This window comes from Saccharothrix sp. S26, from assembly GCF_021390395.1.
In the GTDB taxonomy this organism is placed as follows: Bacteria; Actinomycetota; Actinomycetes; order Mycobacteriales; family Pseudonocardiaceae; genus Actinosynnema.
Genome location: NZ_JAJUWT010000022.1, coordinates 20,935 through 37,367 on the forward strand (window position 1 = coordinate 20,935; position 16,433 = coordinate 37,367).

The following is a 16,433-nucleotide window of genomic DNA, read 5'->3' on the forward strand; positions in this document are numbered from 1 at the left end:
CCCGCCCCGGGCGACACCCCTTGCCCGCCGAGCGGTCGCGGACCTCGTGCGCCGGGTGTTCGGGCTGCCGGACGGGCGCGTGAAGGGCAGCGGCTGACGAGCAGTCGCCTGGGTCGGGGCGGGTGGCCGCGCGGTCACCTCGCGGCGGTCGGGCGGCCCAGGGACACCAGGTGGAAGCCTGCCTCCGTCACCTTCTCCACCGGCAGCAGGTTGCGCGTGTCCACGATGACCGGGCGGGTCATCGTGGCGGCCAGGTGAGGCCAGTCCAGCTCGGCGAACTCCGGCCACTCGGTCAGCACCACCAGGCCGTCCGCGCTGTCCGCCACCGCCTCGGCCGACTCGCGCACCCGCACCGGGCCGCAGTCCGCCGAGACGCACGGGTCGTAGCCGGTCAGCCGCGCGCCCTCCTCCGCCAGCAGCGAGGCCACCGCCAGCGCGGGCGAGTCGCGCAGGTCGTCGGTGCCCGCCTTGAACGTCAGCCCGAGCAGCCCGAGCCGCACCCCGTCCAACCGGCCGCCCACCGCGTCACGCACCAGCCCGACCACGCGGCGCGCCTGGTGGCCGTTCGTGCCGATCGTCGCGCGCAGCAACGGGAAGTCGACGCGCGCGTCCTCCGCCGTGGACAGCAACGCCCTGGTGTCCTTGGGGAAGCAGGAGCCGCCCCAACCGGGCCCCGGCTCCAGGAACGCCGCCCCGATGCGGTCGTCCAGCCGCATCCCCTCGGTGACGTCGCCGATGTCCGCGCCGACCCGCTCGCACAGCTCGGCCAGGCTGTTGACGTACGACAGCTTCATCGCCAGGAAGCAGTTGCTGGCGTACTTCACCAGCTCCGCGCTCGCACTGCCGGTGACCAGCGCCGGTGCGCCCGTGCCCGCGTACAGCGCGACCACCCGGCGGGCCGCCTCCTCGGCCTCCGCGCCGACCACGACCCGTTGCGGCCGCAGGAAGTCGTCGACCGCGTGCCCCTCGCGCAGGAACTCCGGGTTGGACACCACCTGCACGTCCGACCGGCCCACCAGCTGCGCGACCAGCTCGGCCGTGCCGGCGGGCACCGTCGACTTGATCACCAGCACGCAGCCGGGCCGCACCGCGTCCCGCGCCTCCAGCAACACCGCGTGCACCGCGGACAGGTCGGCCGCCCCGTCCTCGCCGGTCGGCGTCGGCACGCACAGGAACACGAAGTCCACATCGGACAGCGCCTCCGCGTTGCCCAGCACGAACCGCAACCGCCGGTCCCGCAAGCCCTCCGCGACCAGCTCGGCCAGTCCCGGCTCGTGCGCGCCGATCTCGGCCCGGCTCAAGGCCGACACCTTCCCCTCGTCCACGTCCGCGCACACCACGGTGTGCCCGAGCCGCGCGAAGCAGGCCGCGGTGGTCAACCCGACATAGCCCGCGCCGATGACGCCGATCCTGGCCACGGTCCACCTCCCAGTAGCGATCGCGCGGCGTCCAGCACCTCGTCTGCGGTGATCCCGAGCAGCCCCGGGTCGGGTCGGTCGGCGAACGTGTCGCCGGTCGTCCCGCGCCAGAGCACCCGGTGCGGCCCGGACCTCGGTCCCCACTCGGCGGGGGACACGGGCCCGAACAACACCACGGACGGCGTGCGGTAGGCGGTGGCGACGTGCGCCACGCCGGTGTCGCCGCAGATGACGAGTCGTGCGCCGGCCACGAGGTCCAGCAGCCCGGCCAGGTCGCCCGTGCGGGTGCGCCCCTGCGCCACCTCGCGCACCAAGGGCTCCTCGGCGGGGCTGCCGGTCACCACCACGTCCGGTCCCAGCGCCCGCGCCACCGCCGCGAACCGGTCCGCCGGCCAGCGACGCGCGCCGTGGCTGGCACCGGGGTGCACCACGATCTCGCCGTTGCGCGGCACCGGGGGCAGGTGCAGGTCGTCCGGGTCGCACGCGATGCCGAACTGCGCCAGCAGCCGGCACCACCGCAGCACCTCGTGCTGGTGCGCGGGCCACGGCACGTGCACGCCGTGCGTGATCAGCCGGGCGGGGTGCGTGGCGCGCAGCAGCTCGGTGCTCTGCGGCCCGCACCCGTGCAGGTTGACCGCGAGGTCCGGGGAGTCGAAGTCGATCGGCACGAGCCCCTCGGTGGGCAGCAGCCGGTCGACGGCGTCGATCCGGGCCACCGCGTCGGCCAGCCACGCGGGCGCGGCCAGGGTGATCTCGGCGTCCGGGTGCGCGCGGCGCAACCCGCGCAGCGCGGGCACGGCCGTCAGCAGGTCGCCGAGGCCGAGCGCGCGCAACACCAGGATCCTCACGACCGCACCACCCCCGACCCGCCGCGGGACCGGCCCGCCGAAGACCCGTCGCCGCGGGTGCGCAGCCGGTCCAGCGCGTCCGCCACCGACCCGACCCGGCGGCGCGGCCGTCCCGGCTCCGTCACGTCCGAGCGGCGCGGCCGTCCCGCCGTCGTCGCATCCGGACGACGCCCTGCCACCGGCACGGCCCGGTGGCGGATCTCGCCGCGCAACCGGTGCGCGCACGCGGCGGGCGGGATGGCGACGCTCGTCACCACCATCTTCAGCACCTCGTCGCGGGTGCGCGGCCCGGGCGCGATGCGCTGCGCGGCGAACCAGCCGGTCAACCCGGCCCACGCGCCACCGAACGCCAAGGCGGCCTTCCGCCACCCGAGAAGTCCGCAAAGGGCCGCGACCGCCCCCGACGCCGTGGTGGCCGCGTGCCACGGCAACCGCCCGGGTACGCCACCGAGCCGCTCACGCCACTGCGGACCCAACAGCCGACGCACCAACGCGTCGTCGGCGTTGCCGCGCTGCTGCTTCAGGCTGGCGAAGAACCCAGCCTCGCGCACCGGGTGCGTGGTCACGCGGTCGCCGTTGACGATCCGGTACCCGTGCGCCTGCACCCGCAACGCCAGCTCGGCGTCCTCCCGGTACGCGCGGGGGAAGCGCTCGTCGAACCCGCCCGCGTGCACCAGCGCCGCCCGCCGGTAGGCCATGTCCGCGGTGATCCACCGCGCGTCCGCCAGCCCCGCCGTGCCGCGCTCCCAGTCGGTCGGCCTGCGGTCGGGCGGCAGCGGCACGACGATCCGCGCCTGCGACGCGCCCACGTCCAGCCCCAGCTTCGCCAGGTCCGCCGTCAACCGCTGCTTCCAGTCGTGCGGCGGCACCACGTCGTCGTCCAGGAACGCGACCCACTCGCAGCACGCGGCACGCCACCCGGCGTTGCGCGCGGCGGCCGGTCCGCGCCCACCGGTGCGCAGCACGCGCGCCGAGTGCGTCGCCGGCAGCGGTCCGGGCTCGGGCCGGTCGTCCACCACGATGATCTCGCGCGGCGGCGGCCCCACGCCGTGCTCCAACGCCTCCAGCACGACCCGCAGGCTGTCCCGGCCGACGGTGGGGACCACCACCGCGTAGTCGACGCTCATCGCCGACGCACCACGAACCGGCCGATGGCCAGCAGGTCCACCGGGGCCGAGCCGAAGCACTCCAACGCGTCACGCGGGTCGTCCACCATCGGCCGCCCGGCCGTGTTCAGGCTCGTGTTCACCACCACGGGCACGCCGGTGCGCCGGTCGAACTCGCGGATCACCCGCGCCATCAACGGCTCGGTCTCCGGGTCCACGGTCTGCACCCGCGCCGTGCCGTCCACGTGCACGACCGCCGGGATCCGGTCACGCCACTCGGGCCGCACGTCGTGCACGAAGAGCATGTAGGGGCTGGGCAGCGGCCCCCGTTCGAAGAGCTCGGCCGCGCGGTCGGCCAGCACCATCGGCGCGATCGGCCGGAACTGCTCGCGCCCCTTCACGTTGTTGAGCCGTTCCAGGTTCTCCGCCCTGCCCGGGTGCGCAAGCAGCGACCGGCGGCCCAACGCCCGCGGCCCGTACTCGCTGCGACCCTGGAACCAGGCGACCACCTGGTCTTCGGCCAACGCCTCGGCCACCGCGACGGCCACGTCGTCCGGCTCCTCATAGCTGATCTTGGCGGTGCGCAGGCAGTCCTCGATCTGGGCGTCGGTCCACGACCGGCCCAGGTCCGCGCCCGGCATCGCGGCGGCGGGCTCACCGGCGTCGGCCACCACCTGCAACGCCGCGCCGAGCGCCGTGCCCGCGTCACCGGCCGCCGGCTGCACCCACACCTCGTCGAACGGCCCCTCGGCGAAGATCCGCGTGTTCGCCACGCAGTTGAGCGCCACGCCGCCCGCCATGGCCAGCCGCTTCTGCCCGGTCCGCTCGTGCAGCCACCGGACCAGGTCCAGCAGCACCTCCTCGACCCGCACCTGCACGCTGGCCGCCAGCTCGGCGTGCTCGCGCGTCATCTCGTCGTCCGGGCCGCGGCGCTTGGCCAGCGTGGCCCAGTCCAGCGGCATCACCGCGAACCCGCCGTCCTCGGTCGCGTAGACGTGCTCGCGCAGCAGGTCCAGGTGCTTGGGCTCGGCGTAGGAGGCCAGCGCCATCACCTTGTACTCGTCGCTGGAGCGCAGGAAGCCCAGGTGCTCGGTCAGGTCCTCGTACAGCAGGCCCAACGAGTGCGGAAGGTGCTGCGCGGCCAGCGTCTCCAGCCGGTGGCCGCGGTAGCTGCCCGCCAGGTGCGAGCGGCACTCGCCGCGACCGTCGTTGACCAGCACGGCGCAGTCGCCGTCGAACGGCGCGGCCAGGGCGGTGGACGCGGCGTGCGCCAGGTGGTGCGGCACGAACCGCACGATCGCCGGGTCCAACCCAGGCAGCGCGGTGGCCAGGAAGTACGGCGCGCGGCGCGCGTACTCGGTGCGCAGGTCCTCCCACGGCACCTCGTTCGGCTCGACCAGGTCCGGGTCGTAGGAGTACGCGACCGCGTCGAGGTCGGCCGGCGTGAGGCCCGCGTGCTCCAGGCACCAGCGGGCGGCCTGTTCGGGCTGCTCCCACGCGGAGAACGGCACCGGCCGCTTGCCGTGCTTGCGCCGGGAGAAGCGTTCCTCCTCCGCGGCGGCCACCACCTCGCCGTCCACCACGAGGGCGGCGGCGGGGTCGTGGAAGACCGCGTTGATACCGAGCACGCGCACGGCTTTCCCCTTTCGCTCCAACTCCTGTGTGGACCGTCGCAGGCCGACTTCGGTCGACTACCCGACGAGTTCCCGGTCAAACGACCGCCGCAGCCCTTCGTCCAACCCGATCTCCGGCTGCCAGCCCAGCACCCGGCGGGCCAGCGAGATGTCCGGGCGCCGGCGACGCGGGTCGTCGGTCATCGCCTCGACGTGCTCGATCGCGGACGTGCTGCCGGTCAGCTCCACGACCTTGCGGGCGACCTCCAGCACGGTGACCTCCTCGGGGTTGCCGAGGTTGACCGGGCCCGGGTGGTCGCTCTCCGCCATCGACAGCAGGCCGCGCACCAGGTCGTCCACGTGGCACAGCGACCGCGTCTGCCTGCCGTCGCCGTGCACGGTCAGCGGCTCGCCCGCGCGGGCCTGCCGCACGAACGTCGGGATCATCCGGCCGTCGTCGGGCCGCATCCGGGCGCCGTAGGTGTTGAAGATGCGCACGATGCCGGTGTCCACGCCGTACTCGCCGCGGAACGCGCAGGTCATCGCCTCGCCGAAGCGCTTGGCCTCGTCGTAGACGCTGCGCGGGCCGATCGGGTTGACGTTGCCCCAGTACGTCTCGCGCTGCGGGTGCTCCAGCGGGTCGCCGTACACCTCGCTGGTGGAGGCGATCACGATCCGCGCGTCCTTGCGCCGCGCCAGCTCCAACGCGTGCAGCGTGCCGAAACCGCCCGTCTTGAGCGTGTCGACGGGCATGCGCAGGTAGTCCACCGGCGAGGCCGGGCAGGCCAGGTGCATCACCAGGTCCACGTCGCCGAGCAGGTCCAGCGGCTTGGTCACGTCCTCGACCACCAGGCCCAGCCGCGGGTCGTCCGGCAGGTTGGCCGGCGACCCGGTGCGGAAGTCGTCCACGCACACGACCCGAGCGCCGCGCTTGAGCAGCGCTTCGCACACGTGCGAGCCGAGGAACCCGGCCCCTCCCGTCACCACCACCCGTTCGAATCCCATGACCAGGGCCTACCCGTGGAGCGCGGGAGTAACCACCACTGGCCGGGGTAGTACTCGCTGGTGTCCCAGACGACCGTGGTGATCGCGACCCGTGACCGCGCCGACGACCTCGCGCGCACGCTGGGCCGTCTCCAGCGGCTCGACGTGCCGGTGATCGTGGTCGACAACGGCTCGTCCGACGACACGGTGGCGCGGGTGCGGCGCGAGTTCGACCAGGTCGAGGTGCTGGCCCTGGGGCGCAACGAGGGCGCGTTGGCCCGCAACCACGGCGTGCGGCACGCGAGCACCCCGTACGTCGCGTTCAGCGACGACGACTCCTGGTGGGCGCCCGGCGCGTTGCCGTGCGCGGAGGAGCTGTTCGCCCGCCACCCCCGGTTGGGGCTGGTCGCGGCTCGCACGATCGTGGAACCCGACGGCCGGCTGGACCCGGTGTGCGTCGAGATGGCGCACTCGGCGCTGGGACGTGACGACGACCTGCCCGGACCGTCCGTGCTGGGTTTCGTGTGCTGCGGCGCGATCGTGCGGCGGTCGGCGTTCCTGCGGGTCGGCGGGTTCCACCCGGTGCTGTTCTGGCCCGGCGAGGAGCGGTTGTTCTCCTGGGACCTGGCCGCGGCCGGCTGGGCGTGCTGCTACGTGGACGACGTGGTGGCGCACCACCAGCCGTCGCCGTCCCGGCCGCCGTCGGCGTGGCGGCGGCGCGTGGAGCTGCGCAACGACCTGCTCACCACCTGGCTGCGCCGTCCGCCCGCGGTGGTGCTCGGCGAGACGTTCGCGCTGGCCAGGCGGGCCGCGGGGGACCGGGACGCGGGCGCGGCGCTGGCCGCGGCGCTGCGCCGGCTGCCCGGCGTCCTGCGCCACCGCCGCCGGTTGCCCGCCGAGGTGGAACGACGGGTGGCGCTCGTCTGCTGACGCGGCCGTTCACCCGATCGGCGCGTCCCGCTCCACGACGACGTCCCCGGCGTGGTCCACCCGGTACCCGACCCCGCGCACGGTGGTGATGATCGACGCGGCTTCGCCCAGCTTGTGCCGGATGCGCCGCACGTGCACGTCCACCGTGCGGGTGTCGACCGTGCTCGTGGTGCCCCACACGCTGGCCATCAGGGCGGTCCGCCGGTGCACCCGGTGGGGGTTGGCGCACAGGTGGTGCAGCAGGTCGAACTCCAGCCTGGTCAGCCCCACCGGCACGCCCCGGTGCAGCACGCGGCGCGAGTCGACCAGGATCCGCAGCGTCGGCTCGACCCGCGCGGACGGCAGGTCGACCACCACGTCCGCGTCCGGCAGGTCCAGCGCCGAGCGCAGCGCCTCGGCCAGCCGCCCCGCCGCGGCCACCACCCGCGTGTCGGTGGCGCTCACGCGGATGACGACCGTCACCTCGACGTCCGTCGGGTCGACTCCCGTCACCTCGGGCAATGCCGTCACGGTGTGATCGGACCAGTGCGGCGTGACGCGCGTCAACGCGTTCCAGCACGTGGGAACCGTTGACAGCGGGCATCATGAGGTCATGAGGACCATCACCCTGAACAACGGCGTCACCATGCCGCAGCTCGGTTTCGGTGTCTTCCAGGTGTCCACTGAGGACACCTACGACGCGGTGACCGAGGCGTTGCGGGTCGGTTACCGCAGCATCGACACGGCCGCCGCCTACCGCAACGAGGAGCCGGTCGGCCGCGCCGTGGCCGACTCGCCCGTGCCGCGCGACGAGATCTTCGTGACCACCAAGCTGTGGAACTCCGACCAGGGCTACGACGAGGCGCTGCGCGCGTTCGACGCGAGCGCCGAGCGGCTCGGCCTCGACCGGGTCGACCTGTACCTGGTGCACTGGCCGGCGCCCAAGCAGGACCGGTACGTCGACAGTTGGCGCGCGTTGGGCAAGCTGCACGCCGACGGCCGGGTCCGGGCGATCGGCGTGTCCAACTTCCAGCCCGCGCACCTGGAGCGGATCGTGGACGCCACCGGCGCGGTGCCCGCGGTGAACCAGGTCGAGCTGCACCCGTGGTTGCAGCAGGCCGAGCTGCGCGCCTTCCACGCCCGGCACGGCATCGTGACCGAGGCGTGGAGCCCGCTGGCGCAGGGCGCGCTGCTGGCCGACCCGGTGATCACCTCCATCGCCGCCAAGCACGGCCGCACGCCCGCGCAGGTCGTGCTGCGCTGGCACGTGCAGCTGGACAACGTGGTCATCCCCAAGTCGGTGACGCCCAGCCGGATCGCGGAGAACTCCGCCCTGTTCGACTTCGAGCTCGACGACGAGGACATGACCGCCATCAAGGGCCTGGACCGGGGTGAGCGCACCGGTCCCGACCCCGACACGTTCGGCTGAGGTGGGCCGAAGATCGGACCATCGAACGGCTTGACGGCCGTTACACGCTCACCGGGCCGCCGGAGCGCCAGTAGACGCCGGCGTCCCGGCTGAGCAGCCCTTCGTCCACGAGGTACCGGCGCACGGTCACGTGGTCGACCTCACCGCCCTCGCACCACCGCTTCAGCACCTCCACCACGTCGCGCTCGGGGTACCGTCTACCCGGCTCGAACGCGGTGCTCACCTGTTCGAGCACCGCCCGCCTGCGCCCGCGCTGCGCGGGGAGCTTCACCAGCCGCCCATCCCGCACGAACGGGTCCTCCTGGACCCGGTTCGCCTGGTCGACCCGGGTGGCCTCCTTGAACAGCTCCTCGCGCAGTCGCAAGCCCGAGCCGTCGGTGACGACGAGCCCCGCCGACCGCAGTCGGCGCAACGAGTTCTCGACCCGCCGAGCGTCCAACCCGGTCGCCTCGGCGACGTCCGCGGTCGTGCGGGCGCCGAGCACCAGCGCGGCCGCCACGCGCAACCTTTCGGGCTCGGCCAGCAGTCCGATCAGTGAATCAGGGGTCACGCTTCGAGCTAACCGAACCCGGCGGTCTGGTGCACGCCCATTTCGGGCGGACCTTAATAGCCGTGCGCACTGATCACCTCTTCCCCCTGGCGTCGGTGGAGCCGGTTTTCGGCATGCCGATCGAGAACGCCCGCAAGTTCCAGCAGGTGGCCGCCGAGCAGGACCTCGTCATCGACGTGCGGGCGACGAACCCGCACGCGGTGGCGTGGCTGCGCGAGGGTGCGCTGCCCAAACCGGAGGCGGTGAAGGCCAAGACCATCGACGACCTGGACGTCCGGCTCGGCGCGGCCCGCCGCCACCGCGGCCTGGTCGGCTACTTCCGGCCCGAGTTACCGCGCGTCGACCTGCACGACCGGCTGCTGCGCCGCTACGACCAGCGGCGCGTCGAGTTCGAGGCGTTGAGCGACAAGATGGCCCAGTTCGAGCGGCGGGGCGAGTACGTCGTGCGCGACGGCGTGGTGCACGGTTTCGACCGGCGGGGCGGGCTGCGGCCGCTGACCGGCGACCACGACGTGTTCGACATCCACGCCTCCGGCGGCGCGGAGCTGAGCCGCCGGCGCTACGACCGGGCGGTGGCGACCATGATGTCGATGGACATGGGCGTCACCCACGGCGCCCACATGTACTGGCGGCCCACCACCAAGTCCGACCTCGCGATGTTCGAGTCGATCGCCCTCAGCGGCGACCCCAAGCTGCGCTTCCACCCGGACGGCACCGTGACCGCGGGCGCCTACCGCGGCTTGAACGCGGGCACCAGGGCGATCACCACGCCCGCCAGGGCGGCCCGCCCGTACGACAGGGTCTCCCACGTGGGCAGGCCCAGGACTCCGGTCTCCTCGGCGTCGGTGATGAACAGTTGACCGTAGAGCAGCAGCAGGAGGACGCCGTAACACCGCGCGTGCCGGTGCCGCCAGGCCAGCAGCACGCCGGCCAGGCCCGTGCACACGTACAAGGTGTGGACGGCGCCCTCACCCATGGGCAGGAACGGGATGGACGCGAGGACGATCTGGAGCATCCCGACCACCAGTGCGAGCGCTTGTGCCCGGCTGAAGGATCGGGGCTGCTCCTCGGTCCCCGGCCGGGTCTTCTTCCCGGTACGCCGTTCGGTCACGGCTGCCTCGTTCCGCATGACAGCGGGTTACCCGCGCCCGTTCGGCTCATCCTGGCCCCCCGACGGCTTACCCCTATGGGTCATATCGCCCAACACCGTCCGGCATTACGGCTAATCGAGGGGTCACGGGCAGCTCAGCGGCCTGCGCCGCGATCAGCGCAGCAGCGGTTCGATCTCTGCCTTTGCCTCGGCAATCGCCTGATCGGGGCGGCGCTCGCCGCTCAGCACGCGCGTGGCCATCGTGGCCAGCGCGCGGGAGATCCCCGCGTACTCCGCGCCGTAGGCGGTGGGGGCGCGCGCCGACCGCAGCTGCGCGGTGAAGCCGGGCAGGTTCGGGTCCCACTGCCAGGCCAGGGCGTCCACGGTGTCGGCGCGGTTGGGCAGCGCGGACAGGCCGCCGCCGAACTCGGTGGCGTTGTCGGGCTGCTCGGCGAGCCAGGTCAGCACGTCCCAGGCCCGGTCGACCCGGCCGTTGCGCCCCACCACGGCCGTCTCGCCGCCGAGCAGGCCCGCGGCTCCCGCCGCGCCGTCGGGCAGCGGGGCGGCCGCCCAGTCCAGCCCGGCGGTGTTGAGCGCGGGGATCGAGGCCGGTCCGGTGATCGCCATCGCGCAGCGGCCCTCGGCGAAGCGCTGCCGCACGTCGTCGTCGGTCCAGCCCAGCGCCTCGGCGGGCGTGCTGCGGTCGGTGTTCACCAGGTCGTCGAGGAAGGTGAGGGCGTCGAGGGAGGGCTGACCGCCGAGGTCGGCCACGTCGCCGCCCGCCTGCCACAGCAGCGGCAGGAACGCGGTGGTCAGGTCGTCGCCCTTCGCGCCGAAGCACAGCCCGGAGCGGTCGGCCGAAGTCAGGGCCTTAGCCGCGGCACGCAGCCCGTCCCAGGTCGTCGGCGGTTCGGTGAGGCCGGCCGCGGCGAAGTGGTCGCGGTGGTAGACCAGCGCGGTGGTGGTGCTGCGCAGCGGCACGCCGTGGACGCGCCCGTCCCGGGTGACGCTCTCGCGCACCGGCGGGAGGAACCGGTCGGCCGGGGCCCACTGCTCGAAGCGGTCGGTGAGGTCTGCCAGGGCGCCGCTCGCGGCCAGCCGGGGCAGGTCGGCGGTGCCGACGGCGGCGATGTCGGGGAACACGCCGGACGCGGTCGCCTCGGCGAGCTTGGCCTCGAACTCGGCCCGGGGCAGCGAGGTGCGCTCGATCCGCACGTCGGGGTGCTCCTGGCGGTACCGGGTGAGGAGGCTGTCCACGGCCTGGTCGGCCATGGGGGAGTGGTTCAGGTAGTCCCACCAGGTCAGTGTCACCTGATCGGGAGACTCGATCTGCTCTGCGTTGCACGCGCCGGCGGCGAACAGGGCCACTGCACAGAGCAGCGCTCGTCCACGCATTCCGCTCCACCCTTCGGGGTAGGCGACCTTTACGGCATGTGCTCGTCCTACTCCGCTGCGTGAGGCGGTGTCAAGATCTCCGGTGGTTCAGACCTCTGGTCGGGTGTGGTCCGGCGGCCGGGGCGGTGACTGCGCCGCGGGAGGCGACGCGTGCTCACCCGGTTCGTCCGGCGGGGCCGGCCGGGCGGGGTCGGGCAGGAAGTCCGCGAGGTAGGTCGCCGCCAACTCGTCGTAGATCGGTGTTGAGCTCACGTCCCGGCATCCTGTCCGGCCGCGGGCAGCGGCGCTGCCCCTCTCACTCCTGTGGGTTACCTCTCGCACGGGAAGCGCCGATCCAGCGCCCGTACGATTGCGGAAAACCGTCGGCGCTGGTCACGGCGTCGGCCGGGTGCGGTCCGACACCCGCCGCGCGGTCGTGCCGACCGGGGGATGACCGGGATCACGCGGCCGCCATCGGGATCGGTGATTGAAGCCCGGTAACAGGGGTACTCCTCGCTGCGATGAGGGCTTAGGCGGCCACCGCCCCCCCAACTGGCCGCCTGCCAAGTCCCGGCCGGACTCCCCTCCCCCCAAGAGTCCGGCCGGGCACCTCGTCCGGCGATCTCGGTGCCACACCGGGGTTTCGCCGTTCCGGGGTACCCGGAACGGCTGTGAACGATCAGCGGACCGGCGGCACCCGGCGCGCGGGCGCCCGGTTCACCGGCTGGCTCAGCTCGGGCGGCACGGGCGCGTCTGGTGTGGACATCGTGACCGGCCAGCCCGGTTCCACCACGATCGGCTCGCCGTGGTGGCTGGTGCGCAGCGCCTCGCCCGCCACGATCCGGTAGGTGACCGAGCCCTCGTCCACCTCCACCGCGAGGCGGGTGCCGCGGAACGACAGGCGGAACGCCATCCCGGTCAGGCCCGGCGGCAGGCGCGGCGCGAACGACAGCTCGCCGCCGTGGTCGCGCATCCCGCCGAACCCGGCCACCAACCCGATCCACGCGCCCGCCAGCGACGCCATGTGCAGTCCGTTGTGGACGTTGCGGTGCAGGTCGTGCAGGTCGGTGAACGCCGCCTCGGCCAGGTAGTCGTAAGCCAGCCGCAGCGCGCCCACCTCGGCGGCCAGCACCGCCTGCGTGCCGGCCGACAGCGACGAGTCGCGCACCGTCCGCCGCTCGTAGTAGGCGAAGTTGCGGGCCTTCTGCTCCGCGGTGAAAGCGTCGCCGCGCACGTGCATGGCCAGCACCAGGTCGGCCTGCTTGACCACCTGTTTGCGGTACAGGTCGAAGTACGGCCGGTTGAGCAGCAACGGGTACTCGTCGGGGTCGGTGCCCTCGAAGTCCCACTCGGCGTGCGAGGTGAACCCCTCGTTCTGCTGGTGCACGCCGAGCAGCTCGTCGAACGGGACGAGCATCCCGTCGGCGGCCTTGCGCCAGTCCTGGACCTCCTCGGCGGTCACCTCCAACCGCTCGGCCACGTCGGGGTGCCGGTCGCACGCGTCCGCCGCGCCGCGCAGGTTCTCCTGCGCGATGAGGTTGGTGTAGACGTTGTTGTCCACCACGGCCGAGTACTCGTCCGGCCCGGTCACGCCGTCGATGCGGAAACCGCCGTGCTGGTCGTGGTGCCCCAGCGAGGTCCACAGCCGCGCGGTCTCGACCAGGATCTCCGCGCCGCACTCGCGTTCGAACGACCGGTCGCCGGTCGCGTTCACGTACTGCGCCACGGCGTGCGCGACGTCGCCGTTGACGTGGAACGCGGCCGTGCTGGCGGGCCAGTACGCCGAGCACTCCGCGCCGCTGATCGACCGCCACGGGAAAGCCGCGCCGCGCTGGCCCAGCACCTCGGCCCGCTCCCGCGCCTTGGGCAGCGTCGAGTGCCGCCACCGCAACGCGTCCCGCGCCGCCTCGGGCACGGTGTAGGCCAGCACCGGCAGCACGAACATCTCGGTGTCCCAGAACGCGTGCCCGTCGTAACCCGGACCGGTCAGCCCCTTGCCGGGGATCGCGCGCGTCTCACCGCGCACCGCCGCCTGCATGATGTGGAACAACGCGAACCGCAGCGCCTGCTGGAGCTCGTCGTCGCCGTGCAGCTCGATGTCCGCGGCCTCCCAGAAGTCGTCCAGGAACCGCCGCTGCTCGGCCAGCAGGCCGTCCCAGCCGGTCTGCCGCGCGCCCGCCAGCGCCGCCTCGACCTGCGCCCGCAGCGCGGGCACGGACCGCTGCGCCGACCAGCCGTAGCCCAGGTACTTCACCAGCCGCAGCTTGCCGCCCGCGGGCACGTCCACGGCGGCGGTGAAGCGGGCCAGGTCGCCCTCGGCGCGGATCTCGGTGCGCACGCCGTCCTGGACCTCCAGCTCGTGGTCCATCGCGGCGGCCATCCGCAGCCCCGAGTTGCGCGCGTGGTGGGCCAGCACCGCCCGGTAGTCCTCGGCGTGCGCGAAGTCCGACACCAGCGGCTCGTTGAGCGCCGCCGCCACCCGCGGGTCGTCGCCCTCGTTCTCCACCGGCTCGTTGGCCAGCAGGTCGGACTGCACGACGAGCTGCACGTCCTCGCTCGGCTCGACCTCGTAGAGGATCGCCGCGACCGCGCGCTGCGTCAGCGACACCAGCCGCTCGGTGCGCACGGTCACCCGGCGGCCGGTCGGCGACTCCCACTCCGTGCAGCGGCGCAGCGTGCCGGTGCGGAAGTCCAGCTCGCGCTGGTGCACGTGGGCCCGGCCGTAGCGCATGTCCAGCGGCTCGTCCTCCACCAGCAGGCGGATCACCTTGCCGTCGGTGACGTTGACGACCGTCTGCCCGGCCTCGGGGTAGCCGTAGCCGGACTCGCCGTAGGGCAGCGCGTGCTCCTCGTAGAAGCCGTTGAGGTAGGTGCCGGGCAGACCGCGCGGCTCGCCCTCGTCCAGCGTGCCGCGCATCCCGATGTGCCCGTTGGACAGCGCGAACACCGACTCCGTCCGGCGCAGCTGGTCGACCGCGAGACCGTCCCACCGCACCATCCAGGGGTGGACCTCCCAACCGCTCACAGCAGCTCCGCCAGGTCCTCGACCACGACGTCCGCGCCGTGCGCCAGCAACGCCTCCCGCTGCCCGGTCCGGTCCACGCCCACCACGTGCCCGAACCCGCCCGCGCGCCCGGCCCGCACGCCCGCCAGCGCGTCCTCGAACACCGCCGCGTGCTCCGGGTTCACGCCCAGCAGCCGCGCGCCCGCCAGGAACGAGTCCGGCGCGGGCTTGCCCTTCAGCCCGTCGCGGCTGATGACCACGCCGTCCACCAGCGCCTGCACGAACGGGCTCAGGCCCGCCGCGTCGAGCACCTTGCGCGCGTTGGCCGACGAGGTGACCACGCCGATGCCCAACCCCTCCTCCTCGACCGCCTTCAGGTACGGGACCGTGCCCGCGTAGGGCGTCACGCCTTCGTGTCGGATGATGGCCTCCAACAGGTCGTTCTTGCGGTTGCCCACGCCGTGCACGGTGTCGGCGTCGGGCGGGTCGTCGGGCTGCCCCTCGGGCAACGTGATGCCGCGCGAGGCGAGGAACTCGCGCACGCCGTCGTAGCGGGGGCGGCCGTCGACGTACTTCAGGTAATCCGATTCGGCGAACGGCGGCTCGCCGCGCGGGCGCAGGAAGTCGTCGAACGTGCGCCGCCACGCGCGGCGGTGCAGCACGGCGGTGCTGGTCAGCACGCCGTCGAGGTCGAAGAGACAGGCGGTGATCGCGTCAGGCAGTCCCAGGGCCATGGTCGTTGTCTACCCCTTCCCGGTGGTGGGTACCCGCTGGCGTAACGCACGTCGGCGGAGGGATCGGTCATGGGCAAGCCGCGGGTGCTGGTCGTGGGAACGGGCTTCGCGGGCTACCACTGCCTGCGCACGCTGGAACGCGTGCTGCCCCCGGACGCCGCCGAGCTGGTGGCGGTGAACCCCACCGACTACATGCTCTACGTCCCGCTGCTGCCGGAGGTCGCGGGCGGGTCGCTCGACCCGCGCCGGGTGGCCGTGCCGCTGCGGCCCAAGCTGCCGCGCACCCGCCTGGTGCAGGCGCACGCCACCGGGCTCGACCTGGCCGCCCGCACGTGCACCGTGGTGGACGTGGAGGGGCGGGAGCAGGTCCTGGAGTGGGACCGGCTGGTGCTGACGGCGGGCTCGGTGACCCGGCTGCTGTCCATCCCGGGCGTGGCCGAGCACGCGTTCGGGTTCAAGTCGGTCGCCGAAGCGGTGTTCCTGCGCGACCACGTGCTGCGGCAGGTCGAGCTGGCTGAGCAGGCGACGGACCCGGCCGAACGGGCGGCGCGAGCGACGTTCGTCGTGGTCGGCGCGGGGTACACGGGCACGGAACTGGTGGCGCAGGGGCAGCAGCTGACCCGGTCGGCGTTGCGCGGGCGCACCGGGTTGTCCGAGTCGGAGATCAAGTGGGTGCTGGTGGACATGGCGCCGCGCGTGCTGCCGGGTCTGGACGAGCGGCTGTCCGGGCCGGCGGCGAAGGTGCTGCGGGCGCGGGGAGTGGACGTGCGGCTGGAGACCAGCGTCAAGGAGGTCACCGAGCACTGCGCGAGGCTGACCGACGGCAGCGAGATCCCCACCCGCACGCTGGTGTGGTGCGTGGGAGTGCAGCCCGACCCGCTGGTCGAGGCGGTCGCGCTCACCACCGCCAAGGGCCGCGTGGTCGTCGACCCGACCTTGGCCGTGCCGACGCACCCGCACGTGTTCGCGGCCGGTGACGTGGCCGCCGTGCCGGACGTGTTCAACGACGGCAAACCCACGCCGATGACCGCGCAGCACGCCCAGCGCCAGGGCAAGCTCGCCGGTCGCAACGTCGCCGCCTCCCTCGGGCACGGCGACGTGAGCACCTACCGGCACCGCGACCTCGGGTTCGTGGTCGACCTGGCCGGCTCGCAGGCGGTGGCCAACCCGCTGCACGTGCCGCTGACCGGGCTGCCCGCCAAGGCCGTGGCGCGCGGCTACCACCTGCTCGCGATGCCGGGCAACCGGCTGCGGGTCGCCGTGGACTGGCTCACCGACCTGCTCGCGCGCCGCCAGGTCGTGCAGTTCGGGCTGGTGCCCGAGGCGGGCGTGCGGCTGGGTGACGTGGAGAAGGCCGCCGCCCGCCACGGGTGA

The 16,433-nt window shown here is 73.5% G+C and carries 15 protein-coding genes; 4 read left to right on the forward strand and 11 right to left on the reverse strand.

Going from position 1 to position 16,433, the window contains the following annotated elements:
- Positions 1-134: 134 nt before the first annotated feature.
- Genes LZG04_RS30665 through LZG04_RS30685 form a run of 5 tightly spaced genes read right to left on the reverse strand, consistent with a single transcriptional unit; the run spans position 135 to position 5,990 of the window.
- Positions 135-1,418, reverse strand: a complete 1,284-nt coding sequence (locus tag LZG04_RS30665; RefSeq protein ID WP_233823487.1) for a UDP-glucose/GDP-mannose dehydrogenase family protein — start codon at positions 1,416-1,418, stop codon at positions 135-137.
- A complete protein-coding gene (locus LZG04_RS30670; protein ID WP_308199498.1) occupies positions 1,376-2,266 on the reverse strand; it encodes a glycosyltransferase family 9 protein in 891 nt (296 codons plus the stop codon). The genes LZG04_RS30665 and LZG04_RS30670 overlap by 43 nt, the downstream gene beginning before the upstream one ends.
- Positions 2,263-3,393, reverse strand: a complete 1,131-nt coding sequence (locus LZG04_RS30675; RefSeq protein ID WP_374202925.1) for a glycosyltransferase family 2 protein — start codon at positions 3,391-3,393, stop codon at positions 2,263-2,265. The genes LZG04_RS30670 and LZG04_RS30675 overlap by 4 nt, the downstream gene beginning before the upstream one ends.
- Positions 3,390-5,006, reverse strand: a complete 1,617-nt coding sequence (locus LZG04_RS30680) for a carbamoyltransferase C-terminal domain-containing protein (RefSeq protein ID WP_233823489.1) — start codon at positions 5,004-5,006, stop codon at positions 3,390-3,392. The genes LZG04_RS30675 and LZG04_RS30680 overlap by 4 nt, the downstream gene beginning before the upstream one ends.
- 57 nt (positions 5,007-5,063) lie before the next feature.
- Complete coding sequence (locus LZG04_RS30685; protein WP_233823491.1) at positions 5,064-5,990, reverse strand: UDP-glucuronic acid decarboxylase family protein; 927 nt, start codon at positions 5,988-5,990, stop codon at positions 5,064-5,066.
- Positions 5,991-6,047: 57 nt separating this feature from the next.
- On the opposite strand from LZG04_RS30685, the gene LZG04_RS30690 reads away from it, so the two are divergent.
- Positions 6,048-6,899, forward strand: a complete 852-nt coding sequence (locus LZG04_RS30690; protein ID WP_233823742.1) for a glycosyltransferase family 2 protein — start codon at positions 6,048-6,050, stop codon at positions 6,897-6,899.
- Between the two features lie 9 nt (positions 6,900-6,908).
- Here the strand turns inward: LZG04_RS30690 and LZG04_RS30695 are convergent, their stop codons facing one another.
- Positions 6,909-7,409: a winged helix-turn-helix domain-containing protein gene (locus LZG04_RS30695; protein WP_233823493.1), complete on the reverse strand. Its 501-nt coding sequence runs from the start codon at positions 7,407-7,409 to the stop codon at positions 6,909-6,911.
- Between the two features lie 82 nt (positions 7,410-7,491).
- Between LZG04_RS30695 and LZG04_RS30700 the strand changes: the two genes are divergently transcribed.
- The gene (locus tag LZG04_RS30700) at positions 7,492-8,307 is read left to right on the forward strand and encodes an aldo/keto reductase (RefSeq protein ID WP_233823495.1); all 816 of its coding nucleotides are present in this window, start codon (positions 7,492-7,494) and stop codon (positions 8,305-8,307) included.
- A gap of 40 nt (positions 8,308-8,347) precedes the next feature.
- Here LZG04_RS30700 and LZG04_RS42740 read toward each other — a convergent pair whose 3' ends face one another.
- Positions 8,348-8,857: a DUF2087 domain-containing protein gene (locus LZG04_RS42740; RefSeq protein ID WP_233823497.1), complete on the reverse strand. Its 510-nt coding sequence runs from the start codon at positions 8,855-8,857 to the stop codon at positions 8,348-8,350.
- A 62-nt stretch (positions 8,858-8,919) separates the two neighbouring features.
- On the opposite strand from LZG04_RS42740, the gene LZG04_RS30710 reads away from it, so the two are divergent.
- Positions 8,920-9,717, forward strand: a complete 798-nt coding sequence (locus LZG04_RS30710; RefSeq protein ID WP_233823499.1) for a hypothetical protein — start codon at positions 8,920-8,922, stop codon at positions 9,715-9,717.
- A gap of 404 nt (positions 9,718-10,121) precedes the next feature.
- Here LZG04_RS30710 and LZG04_RS30715 read toward each other — a convergent pair whose 3' ends face one another.
- From LZG04_RS30715 to LZG04_RS30730, 4 genes are all read right to left on the reverse strand, one after another.
- Complete coding sequence (locus LZG04_RS30715; RefSeq protein WP_233823501.1) at positions 10,122-11,258, reverse strand: extracellular solute-binding protein; 1,137 nt, start codon at positions 11,256-11,258, stop codon at positions 10,122-10,124.
- 171 nt (positions 11,259-11,429) lie between these two features.
- Positions 11,430-11,594: a hypothetical protein gene (locus LZG04_RS30720; RefSeq protein ID WP_233823503.1), complete on the reverse strand. Its 165-nt coding sequence runs from the start codon at positions 11,592-11,594 to the stop codon at positions 11,430-11,432.
- Between the two features lie 406 nt (positions 11,595-12,000).
- Complete coding sequence (locus tag LZG04_RS30725) at positions 12,001-14,319, reverse strand: glycoside hydrolase family 65 protein (protein ID WP_233823744.1); 2,319 nt, start codon at positions 14,317-14,319, stop codon at positions 12,001-12,003.
- Between the two features lie 23 nt (positions 14,320-14,342).
- Positions 14,343-15,059 (reverse strand): HAD family phosphatase, encoded by a 717-nt coding sequence (locus LZG04_RS30730; RefSeq protein WP_233823505.1) that lies wholly within the window; start codon positions 15,057-15,059, stop codon positions 14,343-14,345.
- Positions 15,060-15,128: 69 nt separating this feature from the next.
- On the opposite strand from LZG04_RS30730, the gene LZG04_RS30735 reads away from it, so the two are divergent.
- Positions 15,129-16,433 (forward strand): NAD(P)/FAD-dependent oxidoreductase, encoded by a 1,305-nt coding sequence (locus LZG04_RS30735; protein WP_233823506.1) that lies wholly within the window; start codon positions 15,129-15,131, stop codon positions 16,431-16,433.